The following is a 25101-nucleotide window of genomic DNA, read 5'->3' on the forward strand; positions in this document are numbered from 1 at the left end:
TTACCTCCCAGGAATTAGCACCGAGTAATTCGCCCTACATCGACGCAAGCGCCATGGTCTCCAATCCTGAACTCCTGCAAAAAGAGCTCGCGCAGCTGAATCAAAAAGCGGCGAGTCTTTATCAGGAGCTAGTAGAACACTATGGAAAATACGTCAAACAACTGGGCACTTCGGCTCAAAAGTTTATGGTCCAGACTTGTTTTGAGCTATGTACAGAACGCCACCCTCAGGAGTTCTTAAAGCTTCCCCTGAGCCAACGCCAGACACTGCAACAGGATTTACAAAGGCTGGGACTTCGACTGATGGAGAACCTCCAGGAGGCTTTTCAAAGCACTCTGGAGCAGAACCCTCCCGAGGGTGATCCACCCAGTGAAATCATGGACCACCTGTTCCGCTTTGAGCGATCGCTGGCCCAAATTTTGCGGGAAACCTCCTATCGAGTGAACCGGCTGCTAGAGCAACACGGCATTTTAGCAATCAAATCTCTAGAAGCGCTGTTTGAGATTGCGGCCAAGGCAGAGGAGGCAGGACGATCCATTACCAATCCCCCCTTCCTCCTCAAGGCCATTGTGGACATGAAGGAAGATGAAGAGGAACCTGTTCGTCCGCTGACAGCCCTATACTTACAGATTGGAGACCTAGAATTTGCCGACTCTGTCCTTCTAGAGGCCAGGCGCCCCATTCGGCAACTGTGGCAGAGGCTGACTCAACTGGAGCAGACCTATCAGCAAAAATTGGGCAAGCTCACGATTGCACAAGCGGCGGCCGCCTGGCGGGCAAGCTGGTTTCCCTATGAATCGGAGAAATAGTGAATGGCAGATCGACAAGTCATTGTTACCCACCAAGCACCGGCACCCGTGGGTCCCTATTCCCAGGCAATTAAGGCTTCGGGATCTTTTTTGTTTGTGTCGGGTCAAATTGCCCTTCACCCAGAAACAGGCACCCTGACGGGGGGTGAAGATGTCAGCGCCCAAACCCGCCAGGTGATGGAAAATCTGGGGGCCGTGCTGACCGCCGCCGGGAGTTCCTGGGATAGGGTGGTTAAAACGACGGTCTTCTTAGCGGATATGGCCGATTTTTCCGCAGTCAATCAGGTCTACGCTCAGTACTTTGAAGAAAGCTCCGCACCTGCCCGAGCTTGTGTAGAAGTTGCTCGGCTCCCCAAGGATGTCAAGGTGGAAATCGACTGTATTGCCCTGGCGTAAGTCTGTATTGCCCTGGCAAAAGTCTGAAGTTTTACCCTGGATGTGAAGGAAAAACTAAATTTCTTTGCAATTTCCGAAAAATAGGTTACCCTCACATCAAAAATTGGTCGGGGTATTTTCATGGCAGACTACAAAGACGGGACAGGGCAATATCTAAATCGCATTGGTCGAGTATCCTTGCTCAGCGCTGAGCAAGAGATTGTGCTGGGGCGACATGTGCAGGAATGGCTCAAACACGGTGAACCCGTGCCCCCTAACATTCAGGCCCGCGGTCGCCGAGCCAAGGAAAAACTAATTGCGGCAAACCTGCGGCTCGTGGTGTTTGTGGCCAAAAAATACCTCAAGCGGGGGCTGGACTTTGAAGATTTAATCCAGGAAGGAACCATGGGGCTCAACCGCGCCGTGGAGAAATTTGATTTTCGGAAAGGCTACAAATTCTCCACTTACGCCCACTGGTGGATTCGCCAATCCATCTCTCGAGCGATCGCTCGTCAATCCCGACTGATCCGCATGCCCAGCCACAACTGGGAAAAGCTCAGCAAGCTCAAGAAGGTGCGGCGTGAATTTATGCAAGCAGAAGGGCGCGGCCCATCGGTGAGCGAGCTCGCCCATCTTGCGGATATCCCCCTGGAAAAACTCGAGGAGCTGAGCCATCAATTTTCAAGGTCAAAATGCATGTCCCTCGATCAACTCATCGGGAAAAGCGAATCCACCGAGCTGATAGAGCTAATTCCCAGCCCAGAGGCCACAACCTTTGAAACCATTTCCAATCAAAACGTGAAGGATCTCCTGGAAGACAGCATTAACAACCTACTGCCGAAGGAAGCCCTGATTATTCGGATGCGCTTTGGCCTGATCGATGGGGAGCGCAAAACCCTTCAGCAGTGTGGTGAAGCCATCGGCACCTCTCGGGAACGAGCCAGACAGTTAGAGGCGCGAGCACTACGCAAGCTCCGGCAAAATGAAGCGATTTTACAGTTAGGCGGGGTAGCCTAGATCACCCTGTGCAGAAACGGGCCATTGACTCTCTTCCCAAGCTAACTCCTCCTGACCCCATCTTTAGCTTGCATAATGGAAGAGAAGAACCCGACCTTGCGAGGGTGTGATGATTAATCCGCAAATTGCCAAAACGATTGAGCAGCTTGACTATCGGGTCACGGTTGGCGATGTTGCTACCCAATCTGGCCTCAACATTAATGAAGCCCAGGCAGGCTTGCTGACCCTGGCCTCTGATGTGGGTGCCCATCTCCAGGTCTCTCAGAGCGGCGACATCGCCTATCTTTTTCCTCGCAATTATCGAAACATCCTGCGAAAAAAATATCTGAGCTTAAGATTGCAGGACCTATGGCAAAAAATTTGGGCGGTCATTTTTTACCTGATCCGAATTTCCTTTGGAATCTTCCTGGTTATCTCAATTCTACTGATTTTCGTGACGATTATTATCATCGTCATTGCCCAATCTAGCAGTGACAATAACGACCGTCGCAGCAGTCGATCGATCAACGGCGGCTTTTTTCCCAACATCTGGATTATGCCGAACTTGAGCGGATGGTTCAGCCCCCGGTCCCGCCCCTATCAGTCCGTGCGCAGCGCTCAAGGGATGAACTTTTTCGAAGCGGTTTTTTCGGTTTTATTTGGAGATGGACATCCCAATCCCAATCTGGAGAGCAAACGCTGGCAGAAAATCGGAAAGGTAATCCGCAAATATAAAGGATCGGTCATTGCCGAACAGATTCTTCCCTATCTAGACGAGTCCACGCCCATTACCAACGAAGACTTCATGATCCCGGTACTCAGCCGCTTTAATGGATATCCTGAGGTAAGTGAGCAGGGCGAAATCATCTATCGGTTTCCTGAGTTACAAACCACTGCCCTCAATCGAGAACCGGTTGTGGTCTCTAATACCTTACGAGAACAGCCCTGGGAATTTTCTCAGGCTAGCTCAGGCCAGAAAATGTTAACCCTTGGGCTGGGGATACTCAACTTAGGCGGCGCCCTAGTCCTGAGCATTCTGTTGCGAGATGGAACCATAGCGCTGCAATTGGGCGGACTCGTTGCCTTTGTCAACTCCATTCTTTGGGTTCTCCTCGCCTACGGCATTGGCTTCCTGGCCATTCCTCTAGTGCGCTACCTGTGGATACAGCGACGAAATCAAAGGCTGGAGGCGCGTAACGATCGGCGAGAGCGCTTTGCGGCAGCGCTACGGTCCCCAGATTTGGAGTTGCGTCAAAAGCTGAAAACTGCCCGAGAATATCAGTCCGAAGACGTGATTATAGGCTCTGACAACTTGGCCTACACCACCGAGCAAGATCTGTTGACCCAGGAACTGGACCGCTTGGGAGACTCCTAGCCCCTCGTTCCTGAGCAAAGACTCACTCGGGGATCCCAGGGCAATCCCAGATCGGTTTGTTATAATTGAGGAAATTTCCCCGGACCGTTCCAGATCCCGATGGAAAGGGTCGCGCATTGGTGAGGACGATAAAGCATGAGTTCTTGCAGCAATCTATCCAAGAACTCCACTAGCTCAATCAATTGAAAATTGCATGGTTATCCTGCTGATGGAAGAGCTTCAGTTGATGCGCTAGGGAGACAGTCTCTATTCCCTTTGATACTGAACTTCATCCAATAAGGAGGTGAATCATGTTACCTAAATTTCCGGAGTTTTCCTTAACCCTTGAACAGCAGTTTGATTTACGGAAGTTTCAAGCCATGCTCAAGGACATTTCCCGTAACGAAATTGAAGAGCTGTTCATTATGATCTTGCGCCAGAAAATGGCACAGGAAAATATTACTCGGAGCTTGATTAAGGAATGTCTGCTGCGGGACTTTCCTGAGGTCTCTTCCTCAACCGCCTGAGATGAAGGGAAAGCGACAGGGCCTGATCAGGAGATCAAAGCCCCCGGAGGACTTAACCTGTCTCGTCTAACCTGAATCAGCTATTTCGAAGGTGCTCTGGTTTTATCAACCTCGGAAGGAGCCTATCCTGCTCTTTCCGAGCAGGTATGGGACACAAAGAGGGAGGGTTGAGGATGGACACCATTGTGATCACAGGAGTCCAGGGTCAAATTGGGACTGAACTAGTCCAGGCCCTTCGGAAACAGTTCCCGTCCAGTTTCCTCATTGGCATCGGTAGAAGCGCCTTAAGGCCCCAGTCAATGTGCATGGATCGGTACTTCAGGTTGGATATCGGCGATCGCCGTGGGTTGAAGGCCCTAGCAGAGCGCTATTCCATCCAAACCCTCTATCACCTAGCCGGCATCCTCTCAGCCAAGGGGGAAGGTCACCCCCATCAATGCTGGAGCATTAACCTGGAGGGACTTCGCAACATTTTAGAATTGGCTCGGGAACTTGCCATCAAGGTATTCTGGCCCAGTTCCATTGCCGTCTTTGGTCCCCATACGCCAAAAGAGTTAACCCCCCAATGGACAATTACAGACCCGACCACCTTCTATGGCGTTACTAAGCTAACGGGAGAACTACTCTGCCAATACTACAATCATCGATGGAGCCTGGATGTCCGAAGTCTGCGATTTCCCGGCATCTTAAGCTATCAAACCTTACCGGGAGGAGGCACCACCGACTTTGCCGTGGAAATGCATTTAGCCGCCCAAGCCCAACGGCGGTACACCTGTTTTGTCGAGCCAGACACCTGTTTGCCGCTGATGTATATGCCCGACGCCATCCGCGCCATTCAGGAGATCATGGACGCTCCAGCCACGGCCCTCAGGGTCAACACCAGCTATAACCTGGCAGGATTTAGCGCCACCGCGGCAGAAATTGCCCAGGCCATTCAGCAGCACCGGCCTAACTTCACCTGTAACTATGCCCCGGATTTTCGTCAGATCATTGCCAACAATTGGCCCCACAGCATTGATGACACGGCGGCGCAGGTGGACTGGGGCTGGCAGCCCCGGTTCGACTTGCAGCGCACCACGGCAGATATGCTCTCACACCTAACCTGGAGGACGGATCATGTTGGCACCGGCTCTTTCTAAATTTCAAGAGACCCTGACCCAGATTCATCAAGGGGGGCTCCACAAGCAAGAGCGCTTGCTAATCACGCCCCAGGGAAGCACCGTAACCCTGAATTCTCAGCAAGCGGTCTTAAATTTTTGCGCCAATAACTACTTAGGTCTGGCCAATCATCCCCAGATCGTTGCCGCTGCCAAAGCCGGACTCGATCAGTATGGGTATGGCCTATCCTCCGTTCGGTTTATTTGCGGCACCCATATTCTTCACAAGACCCTCGAAGCCAGAGTTTCCCAATTTTTAAACACCGAGGAAACTATTCTCTATGGCTCTTGCTTTGACGCCAACGGCGGCCTATTTGAAGTCATCACTGACGAAGATAGCCTAATTTTGAGCGACGCGCTCAACCACGCCAGCATTATTGATGGCATTCGCCTCTGCAAGGCCCAGCTATATCGCTATCGTCATTTAGATCTTGCGGACTTAGAACAGGGGCTGCAACAGGCCCACCCCGCACAACTCAAGATCATTGCTACCGATGGGGTTTTTAGTATGGAGGGCCAGATTGCGCCCCTTGCAGACATTTGTACTCTTGCCGAACGCTATGGGGCCATGGTCATGGTTGACGACAGCCACGGCACCGGAGTGCTGGGGCAACGCGGTGCTGGCACCGTTGAATATTGCGCGGTGGAGGGGCGCGTGGACATCATCACCAGTACCTTTGGCAAAGCGTTGGGAGGAGCATCCGGGGGCTTTACAACGGGTCGGCGAGCCATTATTGATCTATTGCGTCAGCGATCGCGCCCCTATCTTTTCTCCAATACCCTAGCCCCGGTCATCGCAGCAGCCAGTCTAGAGGCCATCGCGATAATTGAGCAAACCCCGTCCCTGCGGCAAACTCTCCTGGACAACGCTCAGTATTTTCGCCGGCAAATGGTAGCCCAGGGCTTTGATATTCCTGCTGGCATCCATCCCATTGTGCCCATCCGGGTGGGGGAGGCCCCAGTGGCTCAGACCCTGAGTGAAGCGCTGCTGCAGGCAGGAATTTATGTAACAGGCTTTAGCTATCCGGTGGTCCCTAAGGGACAGGCGCTGATTCGGGTTCAGCTTTCCGCAGCCCATACTCGCCCCCAAATTGATCAGTGCGTCGCAGCCTTTTCCGACCTGGCACAGCGGCATGGCAACATCCTCCCCTCTCCGCTAGCCCCCGCCAGTACCCCTGCCCACCCCTAACCCAGGAGGCCGCCATGGCTGTGACCTTTGAGAAGATTCAATCGGCCTATGCCCAGATGCGATCGCACCTGAGACCCACTCCCAGCCGATTCTCCCCCCTGCTCAGCCAGCAAACCCACACCCACCTCATCCTCAAGTTTGAAAATCTCCAACGAACCGGCTCATTTAAAGATCGCGGAGCCTGGGTCAAAATGGAGTCGCTCTGTGCCCAGGAAAAGGTCCAGGGAGTCTTAGCCGTCTCTGCCGGAAACCATGCTCAGGCCGTTGCCGACCAGGCCAATCAGCGCCAAATTCCTGCCACCCTCATCATGCCCAGCTTTGCCCCCCAGGTGAAGGTGGACCGCACTCGCCAATCCGGCGCAGAAATTCTGCTTCAAGGCGAGACCCTGGATGACGCAATTGCACTGGGACTCGCGCTAGCCCGCGACCGGGGACTGACATTTATCCATCCCTATGATGATGAGCAAATCATCACTGGGCAAGGCACCGTTGCCCTGGAACTGCTGCAGGCGCACCCCGACTTGGAGGTGTTAATCGTGCCGGTGGGCGGCGGCGGACTCCTGGCAGGCATGGCGATCGCGGCCAAACATCTCAAGCCAAACCTCCACCTAATTGGCGTCGAAACCGAGCAATTTCCGACCCTCTGGCAAACCCTTCACCAGCATCCCATTCGCTGCGGTCATTCCACCCTCGCCGATGGGATTGCCGTTAAAAGCCCCGGTCACCTAACCCAACCCATCCTGGAGCAATGGATGGACGAGTTGGTGCTGGTCGATGAAACCGCCATTGAAGCGGCCCTTCTACTTCTGCTAGACACCGAGAAAACGCTGGTGGAGGGAGCCGGGGCAGTGGCCCTAGCGGCCCTCTTCAAACTGGGCAAACGCCTGCAGGGCAAAGACGTAGGCATCATCCTCAGCGGCGGCAATATTGATCCGCTTACCCTGAGTGCGGTCATTCAGCGAAACCTGTTTCGCACGGCCCGCCTGGTGCATCTCTATGTGACCCTTCGGGATATTCCAGGATCTCTGGCGCAGGTGACGCAAATTCTGGCTGCCCAGGGCGCAAACATCATGGAAGTGCATCACCATCGCGAATTTTCAGCCCTGGCCCTGCAAACCGTCGAACTTGAATTGGTGCTGCTTACCCGCGGCCACACGCACCTGGCCAGCATTCAGGCCGATCTGGAAGCAGCCCACTGCCAGACGCGAACCCAGCCGATCGCCTGCCAAGGTCTCCCCCCAGCCCCTCAAATTTTGACCGCTTCTTGAGAGGATGCGCCCAGGCGATCTCCATGGACGTCCGCCCGCACCGCCTTAAACATTCCAAACCGACAAAGACCCGCGCCAAAGGCAAGCCGCATCAGCAGCAGGGTCGGCACTTCACGCAGGGACTTTATAAATCCAGGCAGACCAAATTGGAGAAATCCTTGGGGTTTGACAATCCCCTGCCAGATTGAATCCAGCCAGGCCGGCAGTGTCTGCTTCGTCCAGTCAGCGGTGTGGACCGGCCCCTGAACCATCCCGGTTGCCTCCAAAAGCTCTGAAAATCTTTCAATGCTGGCAAAGGCCGGGTGGGACCATTGGTCGAGCAACTGCCGCATAACCAGCCTTTCCCAGAGAGCCAGAGGCCTTTGGCGTTCGTCGCGCTGATTCCAGTCTGCCACCACCAAAATCCCACCGGGCTTTAGAACCCGGAGCAGTTCCCGCGCAAAGACCGCCTTATCCGGCATATGCGGTCCCGCTTCCACCGACCAAACCACATCAAAGCTGGCATCAGCAAAGGACAGCGCCATGGCATCGTCCACCTGGAAATGGGCTGACACCCCCTGATCAGTCAGCTGCCGTGCTCGGGCCACTTGTTGGGGGCTAATGGTTACGCCGGTCACTTCAAATCCATAGTCCTGGGCCAGGATGCGGCTGCTGCCACCAATTCCGCACCCCACATCTAAAAGCCTCTGACCGGGCGGCCGTTGATCTAATCCTCCCCACCGCACCATTTCATGGACAAAATCATGCTTGGCCTGGATAAAATCCTTGCGCCGAGGCGGCATGCCATAGTGCCCCAGGTGAATATGATCACCCCAATAAAATTCCAAAATTCCATCGGCGGTCCATTCATCGTAGGCGTGGGCCACGGATTGGGCGGACTCATAGCGCCGGGCTGAGAGCAGATAACCGGCAATGCCCAGGACTGAAATGGAAGCCAGAATTTTGAAGGCCAGGACAGGACTCATTGCGCTTGCTTGTTAAGTTTAGTAACAATCCTACCAAGTTCTGGGACACCCTGCAGCCACACCGGGACAGCCCCTTTTTTCCCGGCAAAGCCCCCTCTATAATTAAGCTAGCAGCAGGTTGCTGCCGTGGGGAGTGCCCAAATACTCTGGTCCTCTCGAACGGTATTCGCCATGAAAAAGTCAAGCCCTACCCCGTCCCGCCTCCCCTTCCAAAGTCCGATCATTCCTGACCCCTGGAACGAGGAGAGCGCCTTACCGACATTCTCTTCCTCAACCCAAACTTCATCTAATCGCATTGCGGGTGCCATCCTTGATCACCCCTTACTTCAGCCCCTGACCAGCGCTGGCGCGATCGCGGCCTCAGCACAGGACTCGATGCAATCAGCGCTGCAGATCTTGCTATCTGAGGAGGTACATCTTCCTTGGGCGCAACCGCTCTGGAATCGTCTTCAAGTGGCGATCGCCCTACTGGTTTTCCGCGCTAGGGTCTCCCCCGGCTGAGGGTTCACTGTTGTTTCCGTCAGCAATCATGCTTAAGCCACTGCAGCGATTCTTTCTGGTCCAGCCTAGATCCCAGACCTCAGGCAACATCAGTGCCCCCCCCGACAAAGCAGCAGCTGCCATCTGCGTCCAGGGATTGGGAAAGGTCTTTAATTCCAAAAAAGAGGCCTTTCCAGCCCTAAGCGATATCAATTTCTCGGTGCCCCAAGGTCAGCTGCAGATGCTGGTGGGGCCATCCGGTGCCGGCAAGACCACTTTGCTCTTGATTATTGCCGGTCTACTCAGCCCCTCCTCCGGACAAGTCTGGCTCATGGGCTCCAATTTATATACCCTGTCGCGCCTGGAGCGCGAACAATTTCGGCTGCGCAATTTGGGGATTATGTTTCAAGAAGCCAACCTTATGAATGCCCTAACCGTCGCGGAAAACCTGGCCGTGGCCCTCGCGTTGAAAGGTATTCACGGTCCAGCCAATCAAGATCAGGTCAAAGATCTCTTGCAAAAAGTGGGCCTTACAGACTGGGGCAATTATTTACCCCACAAACTCTCGGGAGGCCAGCAGCAGCGAGCAGCCCTGGCCCGAGCCGTAGCAGGTCAACCCAAAATCCTCATTGCCGATGAACCCACCGGTGCGCTCGATTCTGTCAATGGCATGAAGATTATGGCCTTAATTGAGGAACTGATTCAATCCGTGGGATGCAGCGTCTTAATGTCCACCCATGACCCTCGAATTGTCTCCTACGCCGATCGCCTCATTCACATTGAAGATGGATGCATTAAGGGCGGCATTGATCAGGAAGTTAAAAAGGGCGGCATTCACTCCCTTGATCCCCCTCAGCAGGATCCTCAATCTTCCTAGCACAATCCAGCTGCATTGACGGCCCCAGGCGGAGAGCAGCTATGATGGATACAGCCGATCTCCCCTTGCTCTACAACCGGGGGGAAGTATTGTGCAGTTTGAGCCAGACGATCATCATCGGCATCATTTTCCGTTTTTTTCCTGTTGACCTTTGGCTTTGGGCAAAAGGTTCGGGCCTCCCCAGGATCTAGCCCTTCTCCCCAGAAGCAGGAACTCAGTGAACTGGTTTGACTGCGCCCTTCTCTATTCGCTCCAGGTACACCATGTTTACCCGCGATCAAATGCGATGGATTCGACGGCAATTTCCGGCCCTCTCGGTCTCCCTGTCCGAGCTAAGCCAGGGCGCTCAGCAGTCGTCTCCCTGTCAAATTAACGTCCAGGAGCCAGCCATTTTTATGGATGGACCGGGGGGAACCCAGGTTCCAAGCGGGGTGATGGAAGCGATGAATCGTACCCTGCGGACCACCAATGCCAATGCCCACGGCGCCTTTATCACGAGTCAGATCCTTGATTTAGCCATCCTAGACGCCCGCCAGGCCGCAGCAGATCTGCTCGGGTGCGAACGCCAGGAAATTGTATTTGGCGCAAACATGACCACCTTGAGCTTCGCCCTGAGCCGCGCCTTGGGACGATGGCTACACCCCGGCGATGAGGTGATGGTGACTCAGCTAGACCATGATGCCAACATTGCCCCCTGGCAAGCCCTCCAGGAGCAGGGCATTCTCGTGCGACAGGTGCAAATTCAGCCAAGGGACTGCACCCTGGATTTAGAGGACTTTAGGGCTAAGCTCAATTCCTGTACCCGTCTGGTGGCATTCGGGGCCGCCTCTAACGTGGTGGGAACCATTAACCCCATGGCCCAGATAATTGATCTGGCCCACGAGGTGGGGGCCTGGGTTTTCCTAGACGCGGTGCACTACATTCCCCACCGGCTGCTGGATGTTCAGGTCCTCGACTGCGATTTTTTAGTGTGCTCTGCTTACAAATTTTTTGGCCCCCACCTGGGAATTTTGTTTGGGAAACGCCAGCTATTGGAAACAATTACGCCCTACAAGGTCAGACCAGCCCCGAACACGGTGCCCGAACGCTGGGAAACAGGAACCCAAAACTTTGAAGGCATCACGGGCCTTCATGCGGCAATTCAATACCTTCAGCGGCTGGGAGTACGACTGGGTGCCACCGGGGGCGATCGCCGGACCCTGCTTAACGCCGCCTTTGCGGGGATTGAAGCCCACGAGCAGGCCCTCTGCGAAGCGCTGATTGAAGGATTACAACGGATTCCAGGACTGCAGATCTATGGCATCTGCGACCACCATCGCCTGCATCAGCGCACGCCCACCATCAGCTTGCGCATCCCAGGACACACTCCGGCTGAACTAGCCCAAGCCCTGGGAAATCGCGGAGTTTTTAGCTGGCACGGCGATTTCTATGCCCAAAACCTGGCCGATCGCCTTGGGGTTGCCCATGACGGAGGCTTCTTAAGAATTGGTCTTGTTCATTACAACACACTTTCAGAGGTTCAGCGTATGCTGAACGCCTTATCTGAGATTGTGGCCCATCCTCAGCTGTTTGTCTCATCGGGAGGCCTTACCCTTGATACACCTACCGATCCATTGCCGTAACTACATTGATGGCCACTGGCAAGAGGCCTTAGCCCCTAACGCCCCAGCCCCCCACAAGCGTTGGAATCCAGCCCATCCTGAGGAGTTAGTAGCCACCTCCCTTTGCTCTGGACTGGCCGATGTGGAAGCGGCGATCGCTGCCGCTCGGCGAGCTTACCGCACCTGGCGGCAGGTACCCGCCCCTGTCAGAGCAGAGCATTTATATCGAGTCGGCAACCTACTCCAAACCCACAAGGCAGAACTCGCACAGCTCATGAGCCTGGAAATGGGCAAAGTCCTCACCGAAGCCCAGGGAGATGTGCAAGAGGGAATTGACTGCGCTTTTTACTATGCCGGAGAAGGTCGGCGGCTCTTTGGTCAAACCACCCCCTCAGAACTCTCGAATAAGTTTGCCATGACCCTGAGGGTTCCCCTGGGCGTCTGTGCCCTGATTACCCCCTGGAACTTTCCCATTGCCATTCCTTGCTGGAAGGCCTTTCCAGCCCTGGTATGCGGCAATACAGTCATTTTAAAACCGTCGCAAAACAGTCCAGCCTGCGCGACAAAGCTGATGGAAATCTTGACAGAGGCTGGATTTCCTCCGGGAGTCGTCAACCTGATTCAGGGCGCCGGAACCGTGGTGGGAACGGCCCTAGCAGAACATCCTGGCATTGATTTAGTGTCCTTTACCGGCGCCGCAACGACCGGGGCTGAGGTCGCAGCCCACTGTGGTCGCACCCATAAACGGGTCTGTTTAGAACTAGGGGGGAAAAACGCCCAAATTGTCCTAGAAGATGCCAACTTAGACCTGGCCCTAGAGGGCGCCCTTTGGGGAGCCTTTGGCACCACCGGTCAGCGCTGTACCGCCACGAGCCGGATTATTCTGCATCGATCTATCGAATCGGAATTCACCCAGCGCTTCGTTCAGCAGGCCGCTCAACTCAAACTCGGCCCGGCCAGCGATCCTAACACCGATATCGGCCCCCTGGTAAATTCCCAGCAGCTAGAGCGTGTCCAGCACTACGTTGCCCTAGCCCAGCAGGAGGGGGCAAAGCTCCTCCTTGGCGGCACAGCGCTCCAGAGCACAGCCTCCCCGGATCCGGATCTGGCTCAGGGATACTTCTTTCCTCCCACCATTTTTGGATCGGTAACTCCCGCCATGCGCATCGCTCAAGAAGAGGTGTTCGGTCCCGTAGTGGCGATCATCACCGTGGACTCCTTTGCTGAGGCCATTGAGGTTCTCAATGGCACTCCCTATGGACTGTCCTCCGCAATTTATACCCAGGATGTAAATCGGGCCTTCCAAGCCATGCGGGATATTGAGGCCGGCATTACCTACATCAATGGCCCCACCATTGGGGCCGAAGTACACCTGCCCTTTGGGGGGGTTAAGCAAACGGGCAATGGGCATCGGGAAGCTGGGACCGCCGCCCTTGATGTTTTTTCCGATTGGAAAACTGTATATGTCGACTTTTCCGGCCAACTCCAGCGCGCCCAAATTGATAATCGCTAGCCTTTGCTCCTAAGGACTACCCACAGAACTGATCCGTAACCTCTGCCCCCTAAAAACTGCCATGCTGAGCTCGATTTTGTCCCATCCTTTCCCCCTAGAGCCCTATCTTCAAACAGATTTGCCTGGTCCGAGGGCGCGATCCCTCATGGACCGCGATCGCGCCGTAACCTCCCCGTCCTATACCCGATCCTATCCCCTGGTGGCCCACCGCGGACAGGGCTGCATGATTGAGGACGTGGATGGGAATGTCTTTTTGGATATGACTGCCGGTATTGCCGTCGCCAGCACCGGACATGCCCATCCGCAGGTCGTGGCGGCCATTCAGGGGCAATCGGAGCAGCTGATCCACATGTCCGGCACCGATTTTTATTATGAGCCCATGGTGGAGTTAGCCGAGGCTCTCACGGCTCGCGCTCCCTTCCCCCAGCCCGATATTGGCGTCAAAGCCAAGGTATTTTTCACCAACTCCGGCGCTGAATCCCTAGAAGGAGCCATTAAGCTAGCCCGCTACTTCACCGGACGATCGCGGGTGGTTGCCTTTCTAGGCGCGTTCCATGGTCGCACCTACGGCGCCATGTCCCTAACCGGATCGAAGCCGGTGCAATGCGAGGGGTTTGGCCCTCTCCTGCCGGGCATCACCCATATTCCTTACTCCTTATCCGGCCTGGATTATCTTGAGCACACCCTCTTTAAATCCATGCTGCCCGCCCAGGAAGTTGCCGCCATCGTCGTCGAACCCATTCAGGGAGAGGGAGGATATGTTCTCCCCGAAGAAGGATTCCATGCCCGCCTTCGGGACCTTTGCGATCGCTTCGGCATATTGATGATTGTCGATGAAGTTCAGACAGGGATGGGGCGCACCGGCAAACTCTTTGCCATCGAGCATTGGGAGGTGATGCCCGACATCATTACCCTGGCAAAGGGCATTGCCAGTGGACTTCCCCTAGGCGCCATTCTGGCGCGATCGGAATTGATGACCTGGCCCCCCGGATCCCATGCCACCACCTTTGGCGGCAATCCCGTCGCCTGCGCCGCTGCCATCGCCACCCTCAAGCTCCTGGAATCAGAGTTGATGAGCAATGCCACCGAGCGCGGCCAAGAACTCCTTGGGGGCCTACAAGCTCTGGCCGCCCGCTATCCGCAACTGGCCCATCCCCGCGGCCAGGGGTTGATGGTGGCTGTGGACCTGGTCAGCTCTGAGGGTCAGCTCGACCCAATCCAGCGCGATCGCCTTGTGGATCAAGCCTTCTACCAGGGACTGCTGCTGTTGGGCTGCGGCAAGGCAGCGCTTCGATTCTGCCCGCCACTCATCATTCAATCACAACAAATTCAAACGGCCCTGAGTATTCTGGCTAAACTGCTCGCCCCAAGGTCATGAACGATCCTGCCCCGCCCCCCCACCTGGCCCTAGCCCTTTGGCAAACCCTCTGGGAAGAATATCGTCAGCGGGTGATCTATGCCCGCCAGTACCAGGCCATGATTGAAGCCGATGGCGGCATCCTGGCCAACGATCACCTTGCCTTTCGCGCTCTAAATCTGTGGATCTCTTTGCCCACCGGCAGGATCAATCTAGGGCTAGCCTACCTGGAGCCCTTTCTGGAGTTCTTAGGCTACCAGGCAGCGGGCGACTACGCCTTCCCTGATCAGTACCTGCGGGCCAAGCATTATCGTCATCCCCAACAAGCTGCTTACAATCTGCCCAAGATCTTCATGAGCGAACTCATGGTTCAAGATCTTCCCGAGGCGATCGCCACAATCATCGCCGAAAATGTCCAGCCCTTTGCCCTAACGCCATTCGATCACCTCGGGCAGCAACCCCTGGAGAAACAGATACAGACGCTAAAGCAACTCTTGTCTCGCCCCTGGCCCCCCCCCAAACAATCTGCGGTTGAATCAGTAAATCGCGTCAGCCAGTATGGCGCCTGGGTGCTCCTGCATGGGTATGCAGTCAATCACTTCACAGGCTATATTAACCAGCAGCGCAGCCCTAGCTATCCCACCCTGGAGCGAACCGTTAGCGGTCTCAAACAGAGGGGAATCCCCATGAAAGCCCACATCGAAGGCAGCGTTCAAACCGGACTGTGCCAAACCGCCACCCAAGCCGTACAGATTTCGGTTCCGGTGAGAACTGATCAAAATCAACCGGTCCAGATTCTCTGGCCCTATGCCTACTACGAACTAGCCCAACGCTTCCCTGTACCTGGATCAGACGATCTCTTTGAGGGCTTCCTGACCCACCAAGCTCAAGAACTCTTTAAGATGACCCAGCCTGACCCGTGACCCCCATGTTTGAATCTGCCGAACTTGAGCATATTCTGTCGGATGAAGAGTACCAGCAAGCGGTACCGAAGCTCCGCGAAGCCCTACTGGCCGCTCAGTATCACCTGCTAGATCACCAGGACCGATCCCTACTGATCATCGTCGGCGGGGTAGAGGGGGCCGGAAAGGGAGATTCCATCAATGTACTTTCCCACTGGCTAGATGCCCGCCATCTGGAGGTTCATGCCCTCCCCCTCCAGCCCTCCGATGAAGAGTGCATGCGCCCGGAATATTACCGCTACTTTCGGCGCCTACCTCCCAAGGGAAAAATTGGTATCCACTTTGGATCGTGGCACTCTCAGCTCATTCTTGACTATGCATTCCACCGGATCTCGCGGAATCGCATGGATGCAGCCCTGGCCAGAGTGTGCGAATTTGAGCAAATGCTTGTGGAGGAAGGCTGGACCCTCCTCAAGCTCTGGTTTCATCTGTCCAAGAAGAAGCAGCGGGTGCGATTGAAGACTCTCAGCCAAAGCAAACAGCAGCGATGGCGGGTGAGTGAGCGAGACTGGAAATTATTGAAGCACTACGATCGCCTGGCTCAAGTTTCCAGCCGTGCCCTCAGAGAAACCAGTACCGGCTATGCACCCTGGCATATTATTCCCGGAGCCGATCCCAACTATCGTCAAATCACCCTGGGGAGAATCGTGCTCTCCGCCTTGAACCACCATCCCCAGTCGGCTTCCATTGCCCCTCCCGTCACACTCCTAGATCCCATCGACGGCTATCCCTTGCTCCGACAGGTTGACCTGAATCATCAGGTTAAGTCCAGTGAGTACCGACAAACACTGGAAAAATATCAAGGCCAGCTCAATCTCGCCCTACGCAATCCATCGTTCCAAGATCAGGCGCTGGCTCTTGTTTTTGAAGGATGGGATGCCGCTGGGAAGGGAGGCGCAATCCGCCGGATCACCGCAGCCCTGGACGTTCGATTTTATCGCGTCATCTCCGTGGCCGCGCCTACGGAAACGGAACTGCGCTATCCCTATCTCTGGCGATTTTGGCAGCAGGTCCCCCCGGTGGGCCATGTGGCCATCTTTGATCGATCCTGGTACGGACGAGTCCTGGTGGAGCGCGTGGAGAACCTTTGTAGCGAAGCTGACTGGATGCGGGCCTACAAAGAAATCAATGAGTTTGAAGAGCAATGGCGGGAACGGGGGGTCGTCATCCTGAAGTTTTGGCTGCATATCAGTCCTGAAGAACAGCTACGCCGATTTAAGCAGCGGGAAGAAACGGGCTACAAACGCTATAAAATTACCCCGGAAGACTGGCGAAACCGGGATAAATGGCCTCAATATGAACATGCCGTTTCCGATATGATTGACCGCACCAGTACCGAAATTGCCCCCTGGACAATTATTGCAGCGGAGGATAAAAAATATGCCCGACTCAAGGTCCTCAAAACCATTCTGGATCGCCTGAACGTCTAAACCCGCCTACAACCCAGCCCAGGTCAGGCCCAAGCTGTCGGAATCCTCACAGGTTTCTCAGGCGTCTACACGGAATAGCCTTGTTTCAAGATAGCCTTGTTTCAGGGGTTGACTCTTTCAACCGCCGGTCTTGCGTGAAGCTGTCCTGGATCTGGCAACAGAAGCTGTCCAGGACCAGGGTACTGGGCCAAAACAGAGGCCGCCACGGTTGGGGCTTGATGAGGCTCAACCAGTGCCACGCAAGCCCCCCCAAACCCAGCACCTGTTAGCCTGGCGCCCCAAACGGCGGGGTGCCGTTGCAGCAGATTAACCAGGGCATCCAGTTCCGGCGTTGACACTTGAAAGTCGACCTTCAAACTGTGGTGAGAGGCATTCATCAGTTTCCCCAACTGATCTGCAGATCCTCCCTGGGATGCTTTTAAAACCCTCTGATTTTCAGTGTAGACATGCTTTGCCCGTCGATAGAGTAATGGCGGCAGCCCCCTTAGCTGAGATAGGGACTGAATCGATCGAAGGGTGGGGACCTGGAGCCCTTGGGCCGCCTGTTCACACTCTAATCGGCGCTGATTGTAGCCACTCCGGGCCAGATCCCGAGAAATACCACTGTCTAAAATCAACAGGTCAGCGGCGGGCCAGGGAAGATGCTGATACTCTAGGCTACGCGTGTCAAGAAAGAACAGATCACCAGCGTGGGCGACGCTGATGGTGAGCGGATCCATAATTCCACAGCGGACACCAGCATACTGGTGCTCGACTTGCTGGGCAAGTTGAGCCAGTTCCAGGTCAGCCAGGTTTAGATGGAGCCATGTTCGCAGCGATCGCAGGAGGGCCACGACTAAGGCCGCACTGCTGGAAAGCCCCCGGCCCATGGGGATGGAAGAATCAATCCACACGTTAATCGGCGGCACCTGCACTCCACGCGTTTGCAAGAGATGCAGCGATCCTAGAACATAGCAGGCACTGCCAGAAAAGGGTGGACTCAGCGAGAGCACCTGCAAGGGTTTATCCCAGGCGGTGGAATAAATGCCATAGCCCGGATCTGAACGGGGTCCAATCGCCACCTGCGTGGCCAGGGGAATCAAGGTGGGCAACACAAAGCCTTCGTTATAGTCCGTATGCTCACCAAGCAGATTCACCCGTCCCTGAGCCGTGGCTTCACAAAGGGGATGAGTCCCAAAAACAGCCTGAAAGGAATTGGACAAGGGGCTTTACTCCAGAGAAATGGACACTGCTTGCAGCTCCTGAGCAATCGCCTCGGGCAGGGTATCATTGGCATAGAGTCCCGCCGCCAGTTCGGTGCCTGCCAAGTATTTCAGTTTATCGGCGCTGCGGTAGGGCGGATAAAACTCTGCATGCAGCTGCCATTCAGGATGGGGAGCCCCGTCGGTGGGGGCTTGAAACCAGGCCATCAAATAGGGAAAGGGGCGGCTCCAGAGGCCATCGTACTTCAGCAAAACCGTTTTTAGGGCCAGGGCTAGACTCCGTCGCTGGGGGGCACTGAGATCAGCCAGAAAAGCGCAGGGCTGGCGGGGAGCAACCCACACTTCGTAGGGATATCGGGCACAGACCGGCACAATGGCCACAGCGTTTGCATCCAGGTAAAGCAGCCGCTGGCGATGGATGATCTCCTGCTCCAGAAGTTCGACCAAAAGCGATCGCTGCTGCTGGCGAAAGAAGCTGCGCTGCTGATCCAACATCTGCTGGGGAATCGGCGGCAGAACCGAATAGGCATAAATTTGCCCATGGGGATGGTGGAGGGTCACCCCCATTTCCATGCCTTTGTTTTCAAAGGGCAGAACATATTGAATAGAGTCTCGCTGTCCCAGCGCCTGGGTCCGATCAGCCCACACCTGCAGCAGCAGCGTCAAATGCTCCACTGACAGGGTGCTCAAGGCTTGGTGAGGGTCCTGGGTAAAGACGACAACCTCACAACTCCCCCGCCCAGGCACACAGGGCACAATCTCCTTGGGAGCCTGGCTGGCCTGTAGGCTCAGGGAGGGAAAGCGATTTTGAAAAACCGCAATCTCGTAGTCCCCCGCGGGCAATTCTGTAGGATGATCCGGGTCAGTGGTGATCGCAAAGGGGTCTTGTTCAGAGGGAGGCAGGTGGGTACGATTTTGGCGATGGCTCGCGTAGGCAACCCATTCTCCGCGAAGCGGATGCCAGCGCAGGTGGGGATGAGCCTGAAGGGGATCTGCGTGGGGACTAGTGGGAATCAAGGTCGAGGGAATCGGTCGACGACTGTAGAGCCAGAGATCGCGTCCATCGGGCTTGATCAGGTGGCGGCAATGAAATTGAGCATGAGGCATGACAACACTTGCCAAACTAAACAATTCGGTTGTGCTGAATACAGCGTTGATACCAGTAATAGCTTGCCTTGGGAATGCGTTGAAGCGTCTTGTAATCCGTATAGATCAGTCCAAACCGGCGATGGTGACCGTAGGACCATTCAAAGTTATCCATCAGCGTCCAGAGGAAGTACCCCTGCAGGGGAAACCCCTCCTGAATGGCGCGGTGAGCTGCACGTAGGTAAGCGCGATGAAAAAAAATGCGATCGCTATCGATGACTTCTCCCGTCTCCGTGAGGCGATCCTTAACCGCGCAGCCATTCTCCGTAATAAAAATCGGGAGATCTCGCCGTCCCAGGGTCTCACTGAGATGTCGGACCCCCCAATAGAGACAATCAGGCATAATCCGCAGCCAGGGCATATGCAGTCGAGGATAGCTTTTAGGAAAGGACAAATACTCATATCCCGCCCCGGTTTCCGTGGGCCGCACATAGGTGCCAAAGTAGCAATTAAATCCAAACCAGTCCAGGGGTTGAGCAATGGTGTCTAAATCCCCTGCACGAATCTCAGGCGCTGCTGGCCCCAGACTTTCCAGTAAATCAGGAGCATAGGCACCCGTGAGCGCAGGCACCACAATGCCTCCATTGCTTGCATTCAAATGAAAGGCTCGTTGGGCAGCTTGAATATGATCCTTGTCCTCAATCAACGGCACCGTGGGGACAAAGTTATCCACCAGTCCTACCTGAGCTGGCCGCGGAGAAGCCGCACGAATCGCCTGACAGGCCAACCCATGGGCCAGCAGCGCATGGTGAGAGGTTTGCCAAACCTGCTGAGGACTGGATACTAGTGTTCCAGGCGCATGGGGAGGCTGACGACGCACCCCATAGCCCAAATGGGTAAAGCAGTGAATTTCATTCATGGTCATCCAGGAGGTAATCCGATCTCCCAAACGCTGCACCACTGCCGCTGTGTAATCCGCAAAGTCCTGAGCCATCTCTCGGCTGCGCCAGGATCCATAGCGATCTTCCAGGGCCTGAGGGCTGTCCCAGTGAAAGAGTGTCGCATGAGGCTCAATTCCAGCGTCTTGCAGCGCATCCAGAAGTCGTCGATAGAAATCCATCCCGGCCTCATTGACAGCCCCTCGCCCCTCAGGAATAATCCTGGGCCAAGCCAGGCTAAATCGGTAATGCTTCACCCCCAGCCTGGCCATTGCCGCCACATCCTCTGGAAAGCGATGGTAATGGTCGCAGGCGATCGCGGCTGTATCGCCCCCTTGAATTCGTCCCGGCAACGCAGCAAAGCTGTCCCACACGCAATTTTGGCGACCTTCAGCGGCCACAGCCCCTTCAATTTGATAGGCCGCAGTTGCAACGCCCCACGCAAAGGTGGATGGAAATTGATAGTCCACAGTCGCTCTTGATTTTGCAGGTGGTTGTTCCGCTGTTTATGAATCTGTTCAGATATTGTTCAGACAGCAACCCTCAGAATTGCATAGACCAAACTTCAGAATTCCGACTCTCTGAAACGGCCAAATTTGGATTGCGATCGGTTGTTATAGTAGGAATAGAAGTATCTTCCCTTCGATAGAGTAAACTTATCACTTTCGACGGTTTCAGCCTAAAAAATTGCAATATATATTGATATTACTTCGCAGTCAGCAACCCATTGGTAAGAGTCCCATGAAACTTAAATATTTATTTTCAACCGCGCTGGTGATGACAGCGCTTCAACTCCCAGCCTTTGCAGCTCCAGCAACCTATGAAGAGGTGGAAGAATCCGCTGAGGTTTTTTCTGAAATGATTGAAGACCCCGATACCCGAATCCCTTCCTGGCTGATGCAGCGGACTCAGGCCATTGCGATTGTGACCAATCTCAAGCAGGGAGGGTTTCTATTTGGCGGCAGGCGCGGAGACGGGGTCATGCTCACCCGACTTCCCAACGGAAGCTGGAGTAATCCCTCCTTTATTAACTTGACCGGTGGCAGCGTGGGCCTCCAGGCTGGATTCAAATCTGGGGATCTAGTGTTGCTATTTCCCTCCCAAGCAGCCCTGAATAGTGTTATCTCTGAGGAGTTTGAAATTGGGGGAAGCGTTTCAGGAACCGCTGGGCCTCTCAGTAAGTCCGCTCGAGAGTCCTTACAAGCCTTTGACGAAGACACGGTCTATGTCTACTCCCGGAGTAAAGGTCTATTTGGCGGAGTGGCGCTAGAAGGGTCTAAGCTGGCAGTCGATAACAAGGATAATCGTCAGTTTTATGGACGCCCCGTCACGGTTAGGCAGATCTTTACCGATCCTAATTTGCCGGCCCCCAGCGTCGTGAATACCCTCAAAGCCACCCTCTCCCAGGCAGAGTAGAGACCTTGGAGGAATTCGCGCCGGAAGCGGGTCAAGAACAAGAATATCGATGAACTTTTGATACCAGGGATTAAGATTTTCGACGTCTTGCCCCAATTCTTCGGGTGTCCCAGGATAGGGCCGGTACACTAAGAACAAGCCTTCATATAGTTCAAGCATGAGGTAAGTTTTATGGGTTCTATGACATGGCGCCCCAAAGACGGGGATCAAAAGGCAAACGAGTATCTAGATACCATTAACCACGCACCCTACTTCACAATTGCAATCATTACCACGCTGATTTTTTGCACCTTTACATTGCTGGTTTTGATGGGCGCATTTTAGCGAAGGTTTTGCCGGGCTCTCTATAGCCTCTATTCCAGGGTCCCGAGATTCATTAGTCTGAAGGGGGGAGCCCACTGGATCGGCCAGTGTTCTAGGGCTTTCTATTACAGGGCGCTTGAGACTGGCCGATATTACACTGGCCGATATTACACTGGCCGTCATCAGATTAGACAAGCAGCTATCAGGCAATATTACCCCGGAACTAAGATACTGGGCAGCAGTCTGGGAGCATCCCCCTAGAGCCCAGGCCTCAAATTTGATGTTGACCTTAAGTGCGTCCCGTGAACGCGAGTGCCTCACAGCATGTTCAAGTTTCTGAGTGATGGATGAAGATGGGAGTGTACCGTGGAGGTGTCTGTCATGTTCAAGCGAATTATATTAGCCGTTGATTTGCTCGATATCCCTGATAGAGGGGTTGACGAGGTCATTCAACTGGCGCAGAACTATGGCGCCGAAATTATGTTTATGCATGTCCTTTCCTTCGATTCTGAAGCCTATCCCCTCTATTCACTCTATCCGCTCTTTGAGGGGTATTCCGAGGTGACCGAAAAGGCTTTAGAGGATTATGAAGCTTGCATTCAAGCCCATGAGCAACATTGTTTGGCCCAGCTCCGGGAATTTCAGCAGCGGGCCAAAGCGGTCCAGGTTCGCGCTCAAGTCTTGTTGGCCTCTGGAAACCCCGGTCCCATCCTTTGTGATCAGGCACAAGCCTGGAAGGCTGATGTAGTCATTATGGGAAATCGCGGTCGCAGGGGCATCCGAGAACTTTTTTTGGGCAGTGTGAGCAACTACGTGATGCACCATGCCCCCTGTTCGGTGCTGATACTCCGGGATTCTGCCCTGTCCACGCTGGATCAGCCCCCACCGGATCAGTCAGTGCCTCAAGATATTCCCATGGCAATGGGATAGATCCGGGGGCAATCTCGCCCATGGCTGCAACGCGGTAGCTTGGATTGCAGGGATGCTTCAAGTGGTTATGTGCTCAACAGAATCAAGGCTTTTGAGGGAGACCATTTACAATGCAGGTCATGGAATTAGAACATCCCTCCCAGCCCCTGAGACTGGTGGATCGGCCAGTCCCCGTTCCAGGGGAAGGGCAGGTGTTAATTCAAGTCATCGCCTGCGGCGTCTGTCGTACGGATTTGCACATTATTGAGGGGGATCTACCTACCCCCAAACTCCCGCTGGTCCTAGGACACCAAATTGTTGGCCGGGTGATCGAGCGAGGGAAAGCCGTACAGACCCTTTCAGTGGGCCAGCGAGTGGGGGTTCCCTGGCTGGGAGAGACCTGCGGCCATTGTCATTACTGCCAGCGCCAGCAGGAAAACCTGTGCGAACAGGCTTTATTCACCGGCTATACCCTGGATGGCGGCTTTGCAGACTATGCGATCGCCCAGGCCCAGTATTGTTTTTCGATCCCCGCGGCCTATTCAGCCCTGCAGGCCGCTCCGCTCCTATGTGCGGGGCTCATTGGATACCGCGCCTACCGCATGACGCAAGAAAGCGAACATATTGGGTTCTATGGCTTTGGGGCGGCGGCCCACATTTTAATTCAGATCGCCAGCCATGAGGGGCGTTCAGTCTATGCCTTGACCAAGCCCGGCGATCGCGCTGGACAACAGTTTGCCCTGGATTTGGGCGCCGTTTGGGCAGGCGGATCCGATCAACTTCCGCCCCGATCTTTAGACGCAGCGATTCTATTTGCCCCTGTTGGATCGCTGGTTCCTGCAGCCCTTTCCGCCCTGGATCGTGGCGGAATCGTAGTGTGCGCAGGAATTCACATGAGCGACATTCCCACCTTCCCCTATCGCTTGCTTTGGCACGAGCGCCAAATCCGATCCGTTGCTAACTTGACCCGCCAGGATGGTGAGGAATTTATGGCCTTAGCCTCCCAGATTCCTCTTCACACCCACGTCACCCCTTTTCCCCTGGAACAGGCAAACCAGGCCCTCGCAGCCCTTCGCAACGGGACGATTCAGGGTTCTGCGGTGTTGGCGATTCACGAGGATAGCGGCCCATCCGGATAGCGGCCCATCCGGATCGCGTCTGACCCGAGATCTGGTCTAGCCAAAGACGATCTGATTCCTAGCCAGAAATATTGATTGTGCCCACCATCCCGGCCTCGGCATGGCCAGGAACCGTGCAGCGCAACGCATACTCTCCGGCCCTTGCCGGAATAAAGACCCAATCCGCATGAGTCTGTGAGCGCAGCTCAAGCTCATGAATTGCCCCCTTCACCTCCACATTGCCAGCATCCACCTTTTGGGACCAGATTCCATCGGCAAAATCCTTAGCCGTAAAGTAGTGCTTAGTTGGGCTATGATTTTCAAGCACTAGCTGGTACCGTTTTCCGGCTTCAAAGGATAGATGATCTGGAAAGAACTTGAGATCTCCCTGCTCATTGCCCAGCTCTACCCTAACCTGAATGGGCGTTTGCTTACTCAGCGGCACCGGTGCCGCCATCGCTGGGGCAGATTTAACGCTGAAGATCCCCAAGGCTATCACACTCCAGCCAATCACCAGAATGTATAGCATCCAGCGGGAAAGGTTAAGCCTCATGATAATTGAACCCTTGATGACTGCCAGGGAAGCGAAACTATCATATCGCTTCCCTGGTGCCGCCCTCAGCCTTGACATAAAGTTTAAAGGTCAGCGGCAGCCCGCGCATTATAGATTTCTCCCCCTTGCCTCGCGTAGTTCTGCAATATCGCCACCGCCTCCGCCTGCTGCACCGCCTCGATGACGGAAATTCCCCGCGATTGCAACGCTTCAACCCAGGCATCGGGTTTAGGGCCTTCATCAAAGCCAATGGCAATCGCATCTTGACTTGTGGCCCCTGTCACCACCCGCTTCACCCCAGACCAGGGAATGGCACCGAAGCACATTGCACAGGGTTCTGTACTCGTCACCAGCTCATGGGCTGGCAACCCGAGCGCGCCTAAATCGTAGGTCTTTAGCCGAGCTTGCGCCAGGGCGATCGCCATAATTTCTGCATGGAGAATTGAGAGCTGAAGGGTGGGCACCAGATTCACCCCCACTGCCACCAACCGACCGCTTTCAAGTTCAAACACCCCAGCAGCAAAGGGTCCTCCACTGTGATGATTGATATTTTCCTGAGCCGTCCTTAAGATGAAGGCCATCCGCTCCTGCACCGGCCCAGGTTGATACTGATCTGCCCAACTTGAGAGCCAATCGGGCAGCGAAATCAACAGGTGCGACTGGATCATATTCGATTCCCCCTTCTCGCAGCAGTTGATCATAAAATAGCTCAATCA

General features: G+C 54.7%; 24 protein-coding genes. 18 read left to right on the plus strand and 6 right to left on the minus strand.

All coding sequences use genetic code 11. The annotated features are described in order from the left end of the window. The first annotated feature begins 53 nt into the window (after positions 1-53). The 8 genes from QQ91_RS03085 (at position 54) to QQ91_RS03120 (ending at position 7675) form a co-directional block, all read left to right on the plus strand. Positions 54-809: a hypothetical protein gene (locus tag QQ91_RS03085; RefSeq protein WP_166279862.1), complete on the plus strand. Its 756-nt coding sequence runs from the start codon at positions 54-56 to the stop codon at positions 807-809. 3 nt (positions 810-812) lie between these two features. Continuing rightward, a complete protein-coding gene (locus QQ91_RS03090; protein ID WP_166279865.1) occupies positions 813-1205 on the plus strand; it encodes a RidA family protein in 393 nt (130 codons plus the stop codon). Positions 1206-1325: 120 nt separating this feature from the next. Beyond that, positions 1326-2201, plus strand: a complete 876-nt coding sequence (locus tag QQ91_RS03095; RefSeq protein ID WP_166279951.1) for a sigma-70 family RNA polymerase sigma factor — start codon at positions 1326-1328, stop codon at positions 2199-2201. Positions 2202-2310: 109 nt separating this feature from the next. Then, positions 2311-3555, plus strand: a complete 1245-nt coding sequence (locus QQ91_RS03100) for a hypothetical protein (protein ID WP_201277292.1) — start codon at positions 2311-2313, stop codon at positions 3553-3555. 290 nt (positions 3556-3845) lie between these two features. Next, on the plus strand, positions 3846-4061 hold the full coding sequence (gene nblA, locus QQ91_RS03105) for a phycobilisome degradation protein NblA (RefSeq protein ID WP_166279871.1): 216 nt from the start codon (positions 3846-3848) through the stop codon (positions 4059-4061). A 173-nt stretch (positions 4062-4234) separates the two neighbouring features. Then, entirely contained in the window at positions 4235-5200 is a 966-nt protein-coding gene (locus QQ91_RS03110; RefSeq protein ID WP_166279874.1) for an NAD-dependent epimerase/dehydratase family protein, read from the plus strand. Continuing rightward, entirely contained in the window at positions 5178-6407 is a 1230-nt protein-coding gene (locus QQ91_RS03115) for a glycine C-acetyltransferase (protein WP_166279877.1), read from the plus strand. Before QQ91_RS03110 ends, QQ91_RS03115 begins: the two co-directional genes overlap by 23 nt. A gap of 14 nt (positions 6408-6421) precedes the next feature. Beyond that, positions 6422-7675 carry a threonine ammonia-lyase gene (locus tag QQ91_RS03120; RefSeq protein WP_166279879.1) on the plus strand — a complete coding sequence of 418 codons (1254 nt, stop codon included), beginning with the start codon at positions 6422-6424 and terminating at the stop codon, positions 7673-7675. Here the strand turns inward: QQ91_RS03120 and QQ91_RS03125 are convergent. Next, positions 7654-8640, minus strand: coding sequence for a methyltransferase domain-containing protein (locus tag QQ91_RS03125; protein WP_166279882.1), 987 nt, complete (start codon positions 8638-8640; stop codon positions 7654-7656). The genes QQ91_RS03120 and QQ91_RS03125 overlap by 22 nt on opposite strands. A gap of 171 nt (positions 8641-8811) precedes the next feature. On the opposite strand from QQ91_RS03125, the gene QQ91_RS03130 reads away from it, so the two are divergent. The 7 genes from QQ91_RS03130 (at position 8812) to pap (ending at position 16860) form a co-directional block, all read left to right on the plus strand. Next, positions 8812-9141, plus strand: coding sequence for a hypothetical protein (locus tag QQ91_RS03130; RefSeq protein WP_166279884.1), 330 nt, complete (start codon positions 8812-8814; stop codon positions 9139-9141). A gap of 28 nt (positions 9142-9169) precedes the next feature. Next, positions 9170-9997 carry an ABC transporter ATP-binding protein gene (locus QQ91_RS03135; RefSeq protein WP_166279887.1) on the plus strand — a complete coding sequence of 276 codons (828 nt, stop codon included), beginning with the start codon at positions 9170-9172 and terminating at the stop codon, positions 9995-9997. Positions 9998-10224: 227 nt separating this feature from the next. After that, positions 10225-11619: a cysteine desulfurase-like protein gene (locus QQ91_RS03140; protein ID WP_250833240.1), complete on the plus strand. Its 1395-nt coding sequence runs from the start codon at positions 10225-10227 to the stop codon at positions 11617-11619. Further along, positions 11591-13111, plus strand: a complete 1521-nt coding sequence (locus QQ91_RS03145; RefSeq protein ID WP_201277294.1) for an aldehyde dehydrogenase family protein — start codon at positions 11591-11593, stop codon at positions 13109-13111. Before QQ91_RS03140 ends, QQ91_RS03145 begins: the two co-directional genes overlap by 29 nt. Before the next feature lie 61 nt (positions 13112-13172). Then, positions 13173-14489 carry an acetyl ornithine aminotransferase family protein gene (locus QQ91_RS03150; protein ID WP_166279889.1) on the plus strand — a complete coding sequence of 439 codons (1317 nt, stop codon included), beginning with the start codon at positions 13173-13175 and terminating at the stop codon, positions 14487-14489. Then, positions 14486-15391 (plus strand): DUF1338 domain-containing protein, encoded by a 906-nt coding sequence (locus QQ91_RS03155; RefSeq protein ID WP_166279891.1) that lies wholly within the window; start codon positions 14486-14488, stop codon positions 15389-15391. The genes QQ91_RS03150 and QQ91_RS03155 overlap by 4 nt, the downstream gene beginning before the upstream one ends. Positions 15392-15396: 5 nt before the next feature. Continuing rightward, positions 15397-16860 (plus strand): polyphosphate:AMP phosphotransferase, encoded by a 1464-nt coding sequence (gene pap / locus QQ91_RS03160; RefSeq protein WP_166279893.1) that lies wholly within the window; start codon positions 15397-15399, stop codon positions 16858-16860. A 101-nt stretch (positions 16861-16961) separates the two neighbouring features. On the opposite strand, the gene galK is transcribed toward pap, so the two are convergent. Genes galK through QQ91_RS03175 form a run of 3 tightly spaced genes read right to left on the minus strand, consistent with a single transcriptional unit; the run spans position 16962 to position 20556 of the window. Then, positions 16962-18062: a galactokinase gene (gene galK / locus QQ91_RS03165; protein ID WP_166279895.1), complete on the minus strand. Its 1101-nt coding sequence runs from the start codon at positions 18060-18062 to the stop codon at positions 16962-16964. 6 nt (positions 18063-18068) lie between these two features. Then, entirely contained in the window at positions 18069-19169 is a 1101-nt protein-coding gene (gene galT / locus QQ91_RS03170; RefSeq protein ID WP_166279897.1) for a galactose-1-phosphate uridylyltransferase, read from the minus strand. Positions 19170-19185: 16 nt separating this feature from the next. Then, positions 19186-20556 carry a GH1 family beta-glucosidase gene (locus QQ91_RS03175; protein ID WP_166279899.1) on the minus strand — a complete coding sequence of 457 codons (1371 nt, stop codon included), beginning with the start codon at positions 20554-20556 and terminating at the stop codon, positions 19186-19188. Positions 20557-20827: 271 nt separating this feature from the next. Between QQ91_RS03175 and QQ91_RS03180 the strand changes: the two genes are divergently transcribed. The 3 genes from QQ91_RS03180 (at position 20828) to QQ91_RS03190 (ending at position 23853) form a co-directional block, all read left to right on the plus strand. Continuing rightward, positions 20828-21502 carry a lipid-binding SYLF domain-containing protein gene (locus QQ91_RS03180; RefSeq protein WP_166279901.1) on the plus strand — a complete coding sequence of 225 codons (675 nt, stop codon included), beginning with the start codon at positions 20828-20830 and terminating at the stop codon, positions 21500-21502. A 684-nt stretch (positions 21503-22186) separates the two neighbouring features. Then, the gene (locus QQ91_RS03185; protein ID WP_166279903.1) at positions 22187-22735 is read left to right on the plus strand and encodes a universal stress protein; all 549 of its coding nucleotides are present in this window, start codon (positions 22187-22189) and stop codon (positions 22733-22735) included. 119 nt (positions 22736-22854) lie between these two features. After that, on the plus strand, positions 22855-23853 hold the full coding sequence (locus tag QQ91_RS03190; RefSeq protein WP_236096050.1) for a zinc-dependent alcohol dehydrogenase family protein: 999 nt from the start codon (positions 22855-22857) through the stop codon (positions 23851-23853). A gap of 58 nt (positions 23854-23911) precedes the next feature. Here the strand turns inward: QQ91_RS03190 and QQ91_RS03195 are convergent, their stop codons facing one another. After that, positions 23912-24385 (minus strand): plastocyanin/azurin family copper-binding protein, encoded by a 474-nt coding sequence (locus QQ91_RS03195; RefSeq protein WP_236096051.1) that lies wholly within the window; start codon positions 24383-24385, stop codon positions 23912-23914. An 83-nt stretch (positions 24386-24468) separates the two neighbouring features. Beyond that, positions 24469-25053 carry a nucleoside deaminase gene (locus QQ91_RS03200; protein WP_166279907.1) on the minus strand — a complete coding sequence of 195 codons (585 nt, stop codon included), beginning with the start codon at positions 25051-25053 and terminating at the stop codon, positions 24469-24471. Positions 25054-25101 lie beyond the last annotated feature (48 nt).

The organism is Lyngbya confervoides BDU141951 (genome assembly GCF_000817775.3).
Classification (GTDB): Bacteria; Cyanobacteriota; Cyanobacteriia; order Thermosynechococcales; family Thermosynechococcaceae; genus Lyngbya; species Lyngbya confervoides.